The following is a 14,109-nucleotide window of genomic DNA, read 5'->3' as shown; positions in this document are numbered from 1 at the left end:
CATGTTTAAATCCGTAAAAGAACTCGTCGCCATCGCGACGGAACGAAATATTCCGATTTCGGAAGTCATGATCGAGCAAGAGATGACGGTTCGTCATTTAGAGCGAGATGAAGTCTATGCGATGATGGAACGAAACCTACAAGTGATGGAAGAAGCAGTCGCTCGTTCACTTGATGGTGACGGTGTCCAGTCGGTGACAGGACTGACCGGTGGGGATGCTGTCTTGCTTCAACGGTACCGTGCTTCGGGTAAAGGATTATCCGGTGATTTATTACTGGACGCCGTTAGTAAGGCAATCGGAACGAATGAAGTCAATGCTGCGATGGGAAAAATTTGTGCGACACCAACGGCAGGGAGTGCCGGCGTCGTACCAGGTACACTATTTGCTGTCAAAGATCGGTTAAACCCAACGCGTGAGCAGATGTTACGCTTCTTGTTCACATCCGGTGCGTTCGGCTTCGTCGTCGCGAACAATGCATCGATTTCCGGAGCGGCTGGTGGCTGTCAAGCAGAAGTCGGTTCAGCAACAGCGATGGCAGCTGCTGCCATCGTTGAGATGGCAGGCGGAACACCGGATCAGTCAGCGCATGCTTTTGCGATCGCGCTGAAGAACATGCTTGGACTCGTCTGTGATCCTGTTGCAGGACTCGTCGAAGTGCCATGCGTGAAACGCAATGCGATGGGCGGGGCGAATGCTGTTGTCGCTGCCGACATGGCACTCGCTGGAATCACGTCACGGATTCCGTGTGATGAAGTCATCTCAGCCATGCATGAGATTGGTCAGATGATGCCGTCTGCGCTTCGCGAGACAGCAAAAGGTGGACTCGCGAATACGCCGACGGGTCGCTGGCTCGAAGCGAAAATCTTCGGAGAGTTATCGAATGAATCCATCACGTGACGTCAAGACATTAAAAGGTGTCGGACGGGATTTAGCGAAAAAACTAGAAGAGATGAATATTCTCACCGTTGCGGACGTGCTCGAGCACGTCCCGTTTCGTTATGACGACTTCGTGACGGGAAGTCTAACGGAAGCAATCCATGAGGATAAAGTCAAGTTCACGGGTCAAGTCCAGTCTGAACCACTTGTGCGCTATTACGGCAAAGGAAAGAATCGTTTAACGTTCCGTCTGCTCGTTGAAGAACGGTATAGTGTGACCGTAACGATGTTCAACCGGGCATTCTACAAAGACCAATTGCAACTCGGAGCAGAAGTGACGGTCAGTGGCAAGTGGGATTTACACCGGATGACGATCTCTGCGACGGAATTGCAATTCGGGGCAATCGAAGGCGAATTGACACCCGTTTACTCGCTCCGGGGTGACATGCGGATGAAGACGTTTCGACGCGTCGTCGACTTGGCGTTCAAGGAGACTGAGGCATTAGCTGAACGAATCCCGGATAGCATCCGGAAGACGTATCGGTTGCAAGACCGGATGACGATGTTGAAGTCGCTTCATTTCCCAACGAATCGACAAGAGTTAACGGCTGCTCGTCGCAGTTATGTCTACGAGGAGTGCCTCTATTTCCAGCTGAAATTACAGGCGTTACGTCTTGGACGACGGAAAGGTCGAGGGATTGCTCTTCCCCTTCATGAAACGGATATTGCCAATTTCATCAAGAGCCTGCCGTTTCCGCTGACAGGTGCACAGCAACGTGTGACAAAAGAGATTCTAGACGACATCGGTCGAGGCGAACGAATGAATCGGTTGCTGCAAGGGGATGTCGGAAGCGGGAAGACCGTCATCGCTGCCATCGCCTTGTTCGCGACGGTTCGTGCCGGAAAACAAGGCGCCTTGATGGTGCCGACCGAAATTTTAGCGGAACAGCATGCAGCGTCGCTCGCCCCATTGCTTGAACCACTTGGGATCCGAGTCGGTCTACTGACGAGTTCCGTTAAAGGGAAAGCGCGTGCACACTTGCTCGAAGCCCTCGCGACAGGAGAGATCGACGTCTTGGTCGGAACACATGCGCTGATTCAAGACACTGTCCAGTTCAAGGCATTGCACCTCGTCATCACCGATGAACAACATCGCTTCGGTGTCGAACAACGGAAGCGGTTGCGCGCGAAAGCTGAACAGGCAGATGTATTATATATGACAGCGACACCGATTCCGCGTACGCTTGCGATATCGGTCTTTGGAGATATGGATGTTTCGATCATCGATGAGATGCCGGCGGGACGAAAGGAAATCGAGACCTACTGGGCGAAACCGCAACAGATGGAACGTGTTTTCGGGTTCGTCGAGAAAGAATTGTCGCAAGGTCGACAAGCCTACGTCATCACGCCATTGATCGAGGAATCCGAATCACTCGAAGTTCAAAATGCGATCGAATTACATGCGACATTGACCGAGCGGTTCAAGCCCTATCATGTCGGTTTGATGCATGGGCGCTTGACTTCTTCAGAAAAAGACGAGGTCATGCAGGCGTTTAAGGAGAATACTGTTCAAATCCTTGTTTCAACGACGGTCGTCGAGGTCGGCGTGAACGTTCCGAACGCGTCGATCATTGTCATTCATGATGCAGAACGCTTTGGTCTTGCGCAGTTACACCAATTAAGAGGGCGCGTCGGTCGAGGCGATGCCCAGTCTTACTGTATTCTAATCGCCGATCCCTCTTCCGATACGGGAAAAGAACGGATCAAGACAATGACGGAGACGAACGATGGCTTCAAGCTAGCGGAAAAGGATTTAAAACTGCGCGGAGCCGGAAATTTCTTCGGTACCGAACAAAGTGGATTACCGCGCTTCGTCTTGACTGATCCTGCGCTCGATATACAAGTCATGGAAACTGCGCGACAAGATGCAGTCCGCTTACTGCGATCGGACGCCTTTTGGCAAGCGCCGGAATACGATGTCTTGCGTGACTACATCGAAAGACAAGGGCTACTTGAAGGAGAAAGAATCGAATAATACTTGAAAGTGAACAACAAGGGATATATACTACTGTTAGTACCAGGTAATAATAGTGGTCATCCTTCTTGTGGGAGGAACATACATGCGGGTACCTAAAAAAGAGAGACAACAAGAATTATTACAGACGATCGAGCAAAATCCGTTCATCACGGATGAAGCGCTGGCGACGCGATTCCGTGTCAGTATCCAGACGATTCGTCTCGACCGGATGGAATTAAAGATTCCGGAATTACGGGAGCGAATTAAACACGTCGCGACCGAACGGCTGGATGATGTGCGTACGTTGACTGAAAATGAAGTCATTGGTGATATGATTGACCTGAAACTCGATACATCTGCGATCTCTATCCTTGAGATTTTGCCGGAACATGCGTTTAGTCGGAATGCGATCGCCCGCGGACATATTTTGTTCGCGCAGGCAAACTCGCTTGCGATTGCGCTCATCGACGATGAACTCGCGTTGACGACACGTGCGAACGTTCAGTTCACACGCTCCGTTCACGTCGGAGAACGCGTCGTTGCGAAGGCATTCGTCAGTTCCCATCGTCAAGATGGTCGTTCTGACATCACGGTGGAGAGTTATGTCGGTGAAGAATGTGTCTTCATCGGTGAGTTCACGGTGTATCGAAGTAGTAAGGAGGAATCGAAATGATTTTAGCAGTTGACGCTATGGGGGGCGACCACGCACCCCGTGCCATCGTAGAAGGGGTCGTTGCCTATTTGGCAGAACGTCCAAACGAAAACATCGATATCCGACTAGTCGGAGATGAGTTGAAATTACGCTCATACACAATCGAGGATCCGCGCGTGACGATCGTCCACGCGGCATCCGTCATCACCGGAGAAGATGAACCGGTACGTGCGATTCGCCGCAAGAAAGATAGCTCACTCGTTGTGGCTGCAAACCTGGTGAAATCAGGAGAGGCAGATGCCTTGATTTCAGCAGGCAACACGGGAGCGCTCATGACTGCCGGATTGTTCGTCATCGGTCGAATCGAAGGAGTTGACCGTCCTGCACTGGCCCCGACTTTCCCGACACGTAATGGGAAAGGTGTCGTCATCTTAGATGTTGGCGCCAACCCGGATGCGAAGGCAGAGCATTTGCTCGATTATGCCATCATGGGGTCTGTCTACGCAGAACAAGTTCGCGGCATCACACGTCCAAAAGTCGGACTCCTGAATATCGGATCAGAAGCCGGTAAAGGGAATGCACTGACGAAGGAAACGTATCCGCTACTTGAGACAGCACCGATTCATTTCGTTGGGAACGTCGAGGCGAGAGAAGCGATGAGCGGTGACGTCGATGTCATCGTCACGGAAGGTTTTGCCGGCAATACGTTACTTAAGAGTACAGAAGGGGCTGCCAGTATGATCATGGGTGTCATGAAAGAACAATTCATGAGCTCTTGGACATCAAAGCTCGCCGCTCTCGTACTAAAACCGAAGTTGAAAAAAATGAAGCAGTTGCTTGCTTATGAAGAATATGGCGGTGCCGGACTATTCGGCATAGCGGCTCCGGTCATTAAGGCGCATGGTTCAAGTAATGCCTACGCATTCAGCCGAGCGCTCGTTCAAGCTGAGAAGATGGTCGAACAAGAAGTCGTTGCCAAAATCGTTCAAGCGAAGGCAACAGAAGCACGTTAAGAAGGAGTGAGACGAGATGGGGAAAACAGTTTGGATGTTTCCGGGACAAGGGTCACAAACCCCTGGAATGGGACAGACGCTCATCACGCAAGACGAGACACGCCAAGCACTCGCTGACCTCGGAACGCGAATTGGTCTGGATCTGACGACGCTGATGACGACAGGGACGAAGGATGAATTGAAAGCGACAGATATTGCTCAACCAGCCATCGTCGCACACAGTGCATTACTCGCACAGCAGTACGCAGCACAAGGACATACACCTGATTTCGTACTCGGACACAGTGTTGGAGAATATAGCGCGCTCGTCGCAGCTTCTGTCATCACACCGTCTGAAGCCGTCTATCTCGTCCGCGAACGCGGAAAACTCATGAATCAAGTCACGGGTGGAACGATGGCGGCGGTCATCGGCATGAATGATGTCGAGGCAGCCCATCACGCGGTCGAATCGATTGCGGCGACGGGAGAAATCGTTCAAATCGCCAACTACAACTGTCCCGGGCAATTCGTCATCTCCGGACAAATCGCAGCGGTCGAATCCGCTACAGCGAAGTTAAAAGAGCTCGGAGCAAAACGTGTCTTACCGCTTGATGTTTCAGGTGCATTCCATTCGTCACTCATGACACCATTCGCACCACGATTCGAAGACATTCTCGTCTCGTCACCGTTTGAAGCGGCGAAGACGAAATTCATCTCGAACGTCGACAGTGCGCTCCATGATCAACCAGACGAATTGATTCGTTTGCTCGTTCAGCAGCTCTACTCACCGGTTCGATTCGAATCATGCGTTGAGCGTCTGATCGAAGAAGGTGCGGATACATTCATTGAGTTTGGTCCATCATCTCCGTTGAGCGGTCTCGTGAAAAGAATCAAAAAAGATGCGAAGATCATCAGCATCACGACACTTGAGCAGTTGGAAGCGGAGGGAATTCGTTGAGTAAAGTAGCACTCGTCACTGGCGCGTCACGCGGCATCGGAGCTGCCATCGCGAAGCGATTGGCAACAGATGGTTTCCGTGTCGTCGTCAACTATGCAGGAAGCACGGACAAGGCGGAAGCTATCGTCCGTGAAATCAAGGAAGCAGGCGGAGAGGCACTCGCGATTCAAGCGAATGTCGCTGAAGCAGATGCTGTCAAACAGATGATCAAACAGACGATCGACACATTCGGTCAACTGGATTGTGTCGTCAATAATGCCGGCATCACGCGTGATGGTTTGCTGATGCGTATGAAGGAAGCGGATTTCGATGCTGTCATCGATACGAACCTGAAAGGGGCGTTTCTCGTCACGCAAGCCGCGACACGTCCGTTGTTAAAAACAAACGGTCGTATCATCAACATCGCATCAGTCGTCGGTATTTCCGGAAATCCAGGGCAAGCGAACTATGTCGCAGCGAAAGCGGGTCTGATCGGGCTGACGAAATCCGTCGCACGTGAGCTCGCTAGTAAAGGCGTCACAGTCAATGCCATCTGTCCAGGATTCATCGAGACGGACATGACGGACGAATTGACAGAAGAACAGCGGAACCTGTCACTCGGGCAAATTCCTTTGAAACGCTTCGGTCAAACCGACGATATTGCTTCACTCGTCAGTTTCATCGCTTCAGATGAAGCACGATACATCACAGGACAAACTCTTGCCGTCGATGGCGGCATGACGATGTAACACAACTAACGGTAGTACTTTGCCAAATCGGCAATCATCTTATATACTCAACTCATGGAGGGATTTTAAAATGACAAAAGAACAAATCTTAGTAGACGTACAAGAAGCAATCGCAGAAAAATTAGGAAAAGAACAAAGTGAAATCACACTTGATAAATCGTTCAAAGACGACCTCGGTGCTGACTCTCTCGAAGTCATGGAACTCGTCATGGACTTAGAAGACAAGTTCGAAATCACGATCGAAGATGAGCAAGCAGAAAACTTGAAGACTGTCGGCGATGTCGTCAACTACATCGAAACACAAGTCTGATCATTGAAGCTGACCCACCGCAATTTGCGGTGGGCTTTAGCTGTTTAGGAGGAACTATGACGAATCAAAAAGGACGTCGTGTCCGAAAAGGACCCTATGTAAAACGACGCAAGGATGCTCGGACGCTCGCTCAAATCGAGCAGAAATTCGAAGCGTTACAAGAGCGCCTGAATATCACGTTTTCTAATGTCGAGCTATTAAAACAAGCCTTCACGCATTCTTCGTTCGTCAATGAACAACGCGAGTCTGAAGGGGATAACGAACGCCTAGAATTTTTAGGGGACGCGGTCTTAGAGTTGACGGTGTCACGCTATCTATTCGAACACTACCCGGAACGTTCCGAGGGGGAATTAACGAAATTGCGAGCGGCAATCGTCTGTGAACCGTCACTCGTCCAATTTGCGAATCACTATCAGTTTTCCGATATGATTCTGTTAGGTAAGGGGGAAGAACTGACCGGTGGTCGGAATCGTCCAGCCTTACTTGCGGATGTCTTCGAATCCTTCATTGGCGCCTTGTATCTTGATCAAGGCATCGAAGCAGCCGAACGATTCCTCGCCGAAGCGGTTTTTCCGAAAGTGGCGACAGGCTTTTTTGAAGAACAGACAGATTTCAAGAGTCAATTACAGGAAGCGATTCAACGTGTCGGTTTAGGTGTCATCGAGTATGAAATCATCGAGGAGCGCGGTCCGGCGCATAGTCGGGAATTTATCTCGCGTGTCCAAGTCGCGGATGAGCTGGAAGGGATCGGGACAGGCCGATCGAAAAAAGAGGCAGAACAGCAGGCGGCAAAACAAGCCTTACTTGAATTAAAGAAACAGTTTTAAGCAACAAAAGGCCGACCATCTCTCGAATGCGTGAGAGATGATCGGCCTTTATCGTGTGGAGTTCGCTTGATTAGACAGTCTTGAGGGATTTCAGTTCGTCGACGATCGCATCGACCTCTGCAAGTGATAACGAGTCGCGCATCATGACGAACTCATAAATCTCTTTTAAGTCCTCGTTTTTTGAGCCATCGAACTGTTCTGCTTTAATGACCCCTTTGTTGATGATGTTCAATTTATCTAAGATTGCTTCAATCATTTGTTCAATCGTCATCGTGTTATTCGCTCCTCTTCTTCTTGTTTCGCGTGATACTACCTTAAAACCTATCATGTTGCTAGCGTTTCGGCTATGGTAAACTGAAAGAAATTCAAAAGAAATTTAAACATACGGGTGATCAAGATGTACTTAAAAAGAATTGAAATCAATGGCTTCAAATCATTTGCCAGTCGAACTGAATTAGAATTTCTTCCGGGTGTCACGGCAGTCGTCGGACCGAACGGAAGTGGGAAATCAAATATATCGGACGCTGTCCGTTGGGTGCTCGGAGAACAATCTGCGAAGTCACTGCGCGGGGCGAAGATGGAAGACGTCATTTTTGCCGGCAGTCTGTCTGAACACCGGAAACAATTTGCCGAGGTGACGCTCGTCTTAGACAACGAGTCGGGAACGGTTGCGTTGCCGTATCAGGAAATAAGTGTCACGCGGCGTGTCAGCCGCAACGGAGACAGCGATTATTTTTTAAATAAAAAACCATGTCGCCTGAAGGATGTCCTTGATCTGTTCATGGACACAGGCTTGTCGCGTGATGCTTTTGCAATCATCGGACAAGGGCGAGTTGAACAAGTCATCTCCGGTAAACCGGAAGAACGCCGTGCTGTCATCGAGGAAGCAGCAGGCGTCTTGAAGTATCGTCATCGCAAGAAGCAAGCCGAGCGGAAATTAAGTGATACGGAAGCGAATCTATCGCGTGTCGATGATATTTTATATGAACTTGGCGGACGAATCGAGCCGTTACGTGAACAAGCGGCGCTCGCGAAAGAGTATCTCGTCGCTCGAGAACGGCATGATGTCCTCGAGCGTGCTATCTTGGCGCATGAAATCACGACGTATCAGACGGAGCTCGAAACATTAGCGCGTGACATCGCACAATGTGAAGAACGCCTTGCGTCTCAAAAGACGACTTACGAAGAGACCGTCTTGTCCCGAGAGAATCAAGAATCGACGCTCGAAGAAGAACGACAACAAGAAAACGCGTTGCAGGAGCAACTTCGACATGTCTCGACGCGACTTGTTGAGATCCAAGGTGCCCTTAACCTAGCGAAAGAGCGTGAAAAACACGGGACCGAGACGAAAGAGCGACTCGAACAAGAGGTTGCCGTCGTCGAAGAACGCGTCAAGGAACTGGAACTCGAACTGACCGCTTTACAGGAACGCCAAGCAGAAGTCGATCAGGAAGCAAAACGGATCACGGCTGAACGGGAAAGAGCCGATCAAGCACTGACACAAACCGATCGTGATTTCGATAAGGAAGCCGAAGTATTACGTTCGGAAGCCTTTGAAGTGGCGAGTCGATTAGCTGCGACGAATAATGCCTATAATCGAGCGAAGCAAGATCTCATGCAGGCAGAAGAACAACAACGTTCATTTACGGCGGACAGCGGTACGAAACAGTCGACGCGTCGTCAACTCGAGGAAGACGTAGCTCGTCTAGAGGCGGAAGTCGCTTCGATCCGGACGAAGTTGGACCAAGCAACGGAAGAAGAGACGACGGCACTTGCAGCACGAAATGAACAACAACATGCGTTACGACAAGTCGAACAGTCCGTTGCGGATTTAGAGCGACGTCGGCATAAGACGGAAGACCGGATTGAATTCCTTGAATCCGTCAAAGCCGACTATAGCGGTTATTTCGGTGCCGTGAAGACGATTTTAAAACAACGAGATCAGCACCCAGGTATTTACGGAGCGGTCGCGGAGTTGATTTCGGTTCCGGCGCGGTTTGAAGCGGCAATCGAGACAGCGCTTGGTGGGTCGATGCAAAACATCGTCGTTGATACCGATGCGACAGGACGTCGTCTGATCCAGGAGCTTCGGCGATTAAATGCCGGTCGAGCAACGTTCATGCCGCTCGCCTCACTCCAAGCACGCGAAGTCAATCGTTCAGTACGAGAACAAGTCGGTGGAATGTCTGGGTTCGTCGGGATTGCAAGTGATCTCGTGACGACAGACGAGACGTTGACGAAATTAAAGATGAACTTGCTCGGTACGACACTCGTCGTCGAGTCACTTGAACAGGCGAACCAAATCGCCCGTTCGACGGGACATCGCTATCGTCTCGTTACGCTCGAAGGAGATGTCGTCAACGTCGGCGGTACGATGACCGGCGGAAGTCGGAAAAAAGGCACACCATTGTTCAGTCAATCGCGCGAACTTGACGAGTTAAAAGAGGGACTGACGCGCGGACAAGCAGTCATTCGGGAGCAGATGCGCCGCTTGGAAGATCTGAGAGCGGCGATCCAGACTCTTGATGCTACGGCTCGGACACGGACAGAAACGATTCAAACATTACAAGGGCAACTCGAACAATCGCGCGATACGTTAGCAGATGCGAACCGTCATCTCGCTGTCATGACGTCTGAATTGTCGGTTGAAGATCGACAGATGGCACGTGTACTCGAACAAGAACAGGAAGCACGTCAGATCATCGAGACGTCGGAAGTCGAGATCGCAAAATGGACGGAGCGTCAAACGGAGCTCAGACAAGCCTTAGATCGTCTTAAGGATGCGCAAGCCCGTGGTGCCGTCACGATGGACGAACTGAAGAAGGAACAAGCAGAAGCAGTTCTCGAAGAGCGGACGATTCAAATGAAACAAGCGCAACTTTCGCAAGAGATCGAACGCCTGACGGAACAGCTCAGTCACGCGAAGCTTGAACGTGGTCATAAACGCCGTGACTTGCGTCATGTCCTCGAAGGATTCGACGAAGCGAAAATCGATGCCTTGCATGCGGAACAGCGCGAACAGGAACAGGAACAACAACGGGTCGAGACCGAACTCGTCGCGATCGGGCAACGGATTCAAGTACAAGCAGAATCCCTGCGCTTGATCCGGATCCGCGAAGCGAAGACGAAGGACGATCAACAAACGACGAAACAGGCACTCGAGCAGCTACGACTCTCGCAAGGGAAAACGAGCACGCGTCTTGAGACAAGACAAGAAATGCTGGAAGAGATGGGATTACTGCTCGAACTGATTGCACCACTTGATTTATCGTATGAAGAGGCAAAAGAGGAAATTCATCTGCTCAAACGCCAACTCGAAGAAATCGGCATCGTCAACATCGGTGCGATTGAGGAATTCGCAGAGGTCGATGAACGGTTTACGTTCCTATCCGCGCAACGGGATGATCTCGTCGCTGCTAAAACCGATCTCTATGGCGTCATCGAAGAGATGGACCGAGAAGTCATTCGATTGTTCCGTCAAACGTATGATGCTGTCCGAGAACACTTCCGGGAAACATTCCGCGAGTTATTCGGGGGCGGTGAAGCCGATCTAGTCCTCGTTGACCCGAGTGATCTGTTGACGAGTGGAATTGATATCGTTGCGAAACCGCCTGGTAAGAAGCTGCAGAATTTGTCGCTCTTGTCCGGTGGAGAGCGTGCCTTGACAGCAATCGCCTTATTATTTGCGATTCTAAAGACACGTCCTGTCCCGTTCTGTGTCCTCGATGAGGTCGAGGCGGCGCTTGACGAAGCGAACGTCGCGCGATTCGGCGAGTTCGTCCATCAGCTAGCACGCGAGACACAGTTCGTCATCATCACCCATCGGAAAGGAACGATGGAGGCGGCAGATGTCCTTTACGGCGTCACGATGCAGCAAAACGGGATATCTGAAGTGTTATCCGTTAAACTAGAAGAGGCACGACGTACATTAAGTGAAGAACCAAAGGAGATTAAACGATGAGTTTCTTTAAAAAACTGAAAGACCGCTTGACGACTTCGACACAAGAAGTCACGACTAAATTTACGGAAGGCTTGACGAAGACACGCGACGGATTAGCGAGTGCCGTCAATGATCTCGTCTACCGCTTCCGTGAAGTCGATGAAGACTTTTTTGAAGAGTTAGAAGAAGTGTTGATCCAAGCAGACGTCGGTGTGACGACGACGATGGATTTGGTCGAAGAATTAAAGACAGAAGTCAAACGACGTAACGTCAAGGATCCAAAACAAGTCCGGGATGTCCTCGTTGAAGTCGTCGCGAACATGTTAGTCGAAGAAGAAGAGACAGCCCTTGATCTTGATCATGAGCTGAATGTCATCCTCTTCGTTGGTGTCAACGGGGTCGGTAAGACGACAACGATCGGGAAACTTGCGAACCGATTAAAACAAGAAGGTAAGAGCGTCATGTTAGCAGCGGGAGATACGTTCCGGGCTGGTGCGATCGATCAACTGCAAGTCTGGGGCGAACGCTCCGGTGTACCGGTCATTCGTCAAGGCGAAGGCTCCGATCCGGCTGCTGTCGTTTATGACGCCGTCCAAGCAGCGAAAGCACGTAAGGTCGACGTCCTGATTTGTGATACGGCAGGACGCCTACAAAACAAGGTCAATTTGATGAACGAGCTCGAAAAGGTCAAACGCGTCATTGAACGTGAGATTCCAGGCGCACCCCATGAAGTGTTACTAGCACTTGACGCAACAACAGGGCAAAACGCGATGGTGCAGGCAAAAGCCTTCAAACAAGCGACGAACGTTAGCGGAATCGTTTTAACGAAACTTGACGGCACAGCAAAAGGTGGGATTGTTCTTGCGATCAAGAACGAGCTGAATCTACCGGTGAAGTTCGTGGGTCTCGGTGAAAAAATCGATGATTTACAACCATTTGACGCAGAACAATTCGTATATGGACTGTTCGGCGATGTCTTTGAAGAAAAAGAAAACGTCGACACGGAAGAAAGCGCGGAATAAGCGACGTTTCATGTAAAGAAAAAAACTTGACAACACACTGTGAGGGCTGTACTATACTATCTGTAAAGGAATTTCACTTAACATTGCGGAGGTGCTCGAATGACACTTGATAAAACGAACCGGATGAATTATCTGATTGACTTTTATCAGGAGCTTTTGACGCCAAAACAACGGAATTACATGTCACTCTATTACTTAGATGACTTTTCCTTAGGTGAGATCGCCGATGAGTTTGAAGTCAGCCGACAAGCAGTCTACGACAACATAAAACGCACGGAAGCCATGCTCGAGCAGTATGAAGAACGACTATCGCTGTTCAAGAAACACGAACGGCGAAAGCAGTTACTCGATCAGCTGAAGCAATGCGACCTTCCGGGTGAAGCCCTAGTGATCATTGAGACATTGGAGCAATTAGAGTAGGAGGCATTCTTAATGGCATTCGAAGGATTATCGGAACGGCTTCAAGCCAGTCTCGCTAAAATGCGAGGTAAAGGTAAGATTTCTGAAGCAGACGTCAAAGAGATGATGCGCGAAGTTCGCTTAGCGCTACTCGAAGCCGACGTCAACTTCAAGGTCGTCAAACAATTCGTAAATGATGTAAAGGAACGCGCCGTCGGACAGGATGTCATGACGTCTTTGACGCCAGGGCAACAAGTCGTCAAAATCGTCCACGATGAATTGACGAATCTGATGGGTGCAGAAGTGTCACCATTGACGCTTGCGAACCGTCCTCCGACCGTCATCATGATGACGGGTCTGCAAGGGGCAGGTAAAACAACGACAACGGGTAAACTTGCCAATCATTTACGTAAAAAACATAATCGTAGTCCTTTGCTTGTTGCGGCGGATATTTATCGTCCGGCAGCAATCAAACAATTAGAGACACTCGGAAAACAATTGGAGTTACCGGTCTTCTCGATGGGAGATCAGGTTAGTCCACAAGAAATCGTTACCGGTGCACTCGATTATGCAAAAGAGCATCATCACGATATCGTGTTGATCGATACGGCGGGTCGCTTACACGTCGATGAGGAACTGATGCAGGAACTCGTTGATGTTAAGGAGATCGCCAAACCGCATGAAATCTTCCTTGTCGTCGATTCGATGACGGGTCAGGATGCCGTCAACGTCGCAGAGAGCTTCAACGAGAAGCTTGGCGTAACGGGAGTCGTTCTGACGAAGCTCGACGGAGATACGCGAGGTGGTGCAGCACTCTCCATCAAGGCAGTCACCGGAGCACCGATTAAGTTCGTCGGTCTTGGAGAGAAGCTCGATGCCATCGAACCATTCTATCCCGAGCGGATGGCGTCTCGGATTCTAGGCATGGGAGACATGCTGACACTGATTGAAAAAGCAGAGTCACAAATGGACGCTACGCGTGCCAAAGAGTTAGAAAGCAAAATGCGCGATGCATCGTTTACATTCGATGATTTCATCGAGCAGTTGCAGCAAGTGAAACAGATGGGTCCACTCGACGAACTGTTGGGAATGATCCCTGGGGCAGGTAAAGGGAAGATGAAGGGGTTGAAAAACGCCCAAATCGATGAGAAGCAACTCGTGTATGTCGAAGCGATCATCCAATCGATGACGAAACGAGAGCGGACTGAACCTGAAATCTTGAATGCGAGCCGTCGGAAGCGGATTGCCCGTGGTAGCGGACGCAGTATCCAAGAAGTCAACCGCCTCATTAAACAGTTCGAAGACATGCGGAAAATGATGAAACAATTTTCCGGACAGATGGGCAAAGGGAAAAAGAAAGGCTTTGGCCTTCCATTCTTTTAAAAGT

Annotated in this window: 13 protein-coding genes; 12 read left to right on the top strand and 1 reads right to left on the bottom strand. The window is 50.1% G+C overall.

The annotated features are described in order from the left end of the window. The first annotated feature begins 1 nt into the window (after position 1). From sdaAA to rnc, 8 genes are all read left to right on the top strand, one after another. Positions 2-898, top strand: a complete 897-nt coding sequence (gene sdaAA, locus B4C70_RS07340) for an L-serine ammonia-lyase, iron-sulfur-dependent, subunit alpha (RefSeq protein ID WP_023468754.1) — start codon at positions 2-4, stop codon at positions 896-898. Beyond that, entirely contained in the window at positions 882-2,912 is a 2,031-nt protein-coding gene (gene recG, locus B4C70_RS07335) for an ATP-dependent DNA helicase RecG (protein WP_290778057.1), read from the top strand. The genes sdaAA and recG overlap by 17 nt, the downstream gene beginning before the upstream one ends. A gap of 85 nt (positions 2,913-2,997) precedes the next feature. Beyond that, on the top strand, positions 2,998-3,567 hold the full coding sequence (gene fapR, locus B4C70_RS07330) for a transcription factor FapR (RefSeq protein WP_023468752.1): 570 nt from the start codon (positions 2,998-3,000) through the stop codon (positions 3,565-3,567). Beyond that, positions 3,564-4,559 carry a phosphate acyltransferase PlsX gene (plsX, locus tag B4C70_RS07325; protein WP_050677493.1) on the top strand — a complete coding sequence of 332 codons (996 nt, stop codon included), beginning with the start codon at positions 3,564-3,566 and terminating at the stop codon, positions 4,557-4,559. The genes fapR and plsX overlap by 4 nt, the downstream gene beginning before the upstream one ends. Positions 4,560-4,575: 16 nt before the next feature. Further along, positions 4,576-5,496: an ACP S-malonyltransferase gene (gene fabD / locus B4C70_RS07320; RefSeq protein WP_290778054.1), complete on the top strand. Its 921-nt coding sequence runs from the start codon at positions 4,576-4,578 to the stop codon at positions 5,494-5,496. Next, positions 5,493-6,224 (top strand): 3-oxoacyl-[acyl-carrier-protein] reductase, encoded by a 732-nt coding sequence (fabG, locus tag B4C70_RS07315; protein WP_290778051.1) that lies wholly within the window; start codon positions 5,493-5,495, stop codon positions 6,222-6,224. Before fabD ends, fabG begins: the two co-directional genes overlap by 4 nt. 70 nt (positions 6,225-6,294) lie before the next feature. Further along, positions 6,295-6,534: an acyl carrier protein gene (gene acpP / locus B4C70_RS07310; RefSeq protein ID WP_029342095.1), complete on the top strand. Its 240-nt coding sequence runs from the start codon at positions 6,295-6,297 to the stop codon at positions 6,532-6,534. 56 nt (positions 6,535-6,590) lie between these two features. After that, positions 6,591-7,361, top strand: a complete 771-nt coding sequence (rnc, locus tag B4C70_RS07305; RefSeq protein ID WP_023468747.1) for a ribonuclease III — start codon at positions 6,591-6,593, stop codon at positions 7,359-7,361. Between the two features lie 70 nt (positions 7,362-7,431). On the opposite strand, the gene B4C70_RS07300 is transcribed toward rnc, so the two are convergent. Then, positions 7,432-7,632, bottom strand: coding sequence for a DUF1128 family protein (locus tag B4C70_RS07300; RefSeq protein ID WP_023468746.1), 201 nt, complete (start codon positions 7,630-7,632; stop codon positions 7,432-7,434). 126 nt (positions 7,633-7,758) lie between these two features. Between B4C70_RS07300 and smc the strand changes: the two genes are divergently transcribed. The 4 genes from smc (at position 7,759) to ffh (ending at position 14,105) form a co-directional block, all read left to right on the top strand. Then, positions 7,759-11,322, top strand: coding sequence for a chromosome segregation protein SMC (gene smc, locus B4C70_RS07295; protein WP_290778048.1), 3,564 nt, complete (start codon positions 7,759-7,761; stop codon positions 11,320-11,322). Continuing rightward, positions 11,319-12,323 (top strand): signal recognition particle-docking protein FtsY, encoded by a 1,005-nt coding sequence (ftsY, locus tag B4C70_RS07290; RefSeq protein ID WP_023468744.1) that lies wholly within the window; start codon positions 11,319-11,321, stop codon positions 12,321-12,323. Before smc ends, ftsY begins: the two co-directional genes overlap by 4 nt. Positions 12,324-12,422: 99 nt before the next feature. Next, entirely contained in the window at positions 12,423-12,743 is a 321-nt protein-coding gene (locus tag B4C70_RS07285) for a putative DNA-binding protein (RefSeq protein WP_023468743.1), read from the top strand. 12 nt (positions 12,744-12,755) lie between these two features. Then, positions 12,756-14,105, top strand: a complete 1,350-nt coding sequence (gene ffh / locus B4C70_RS07280; RefSeq protein ID WP_023468742.1) for a signal recognition particle protein — start codon at positions 12,756-12,758, stop codon at positions 14,103-14,105. Positions 14,106-14,109: the final 4 nt, after the last annotated feature.

The organism is Exiguobacterium sp. UBA5002 (genome assembly GCF_002396765.1).
GTDB lineage: Bacteria > Bacillota > Bacilli > Exiguobacteriales > Exiguobacteriaceae > Exiguobacterium_A.
The sequence above is the reverse complement of the archived record's forward strand: the minus strand, read 5'-3'. Positions and strand labels throughout refer to the sequence as shown.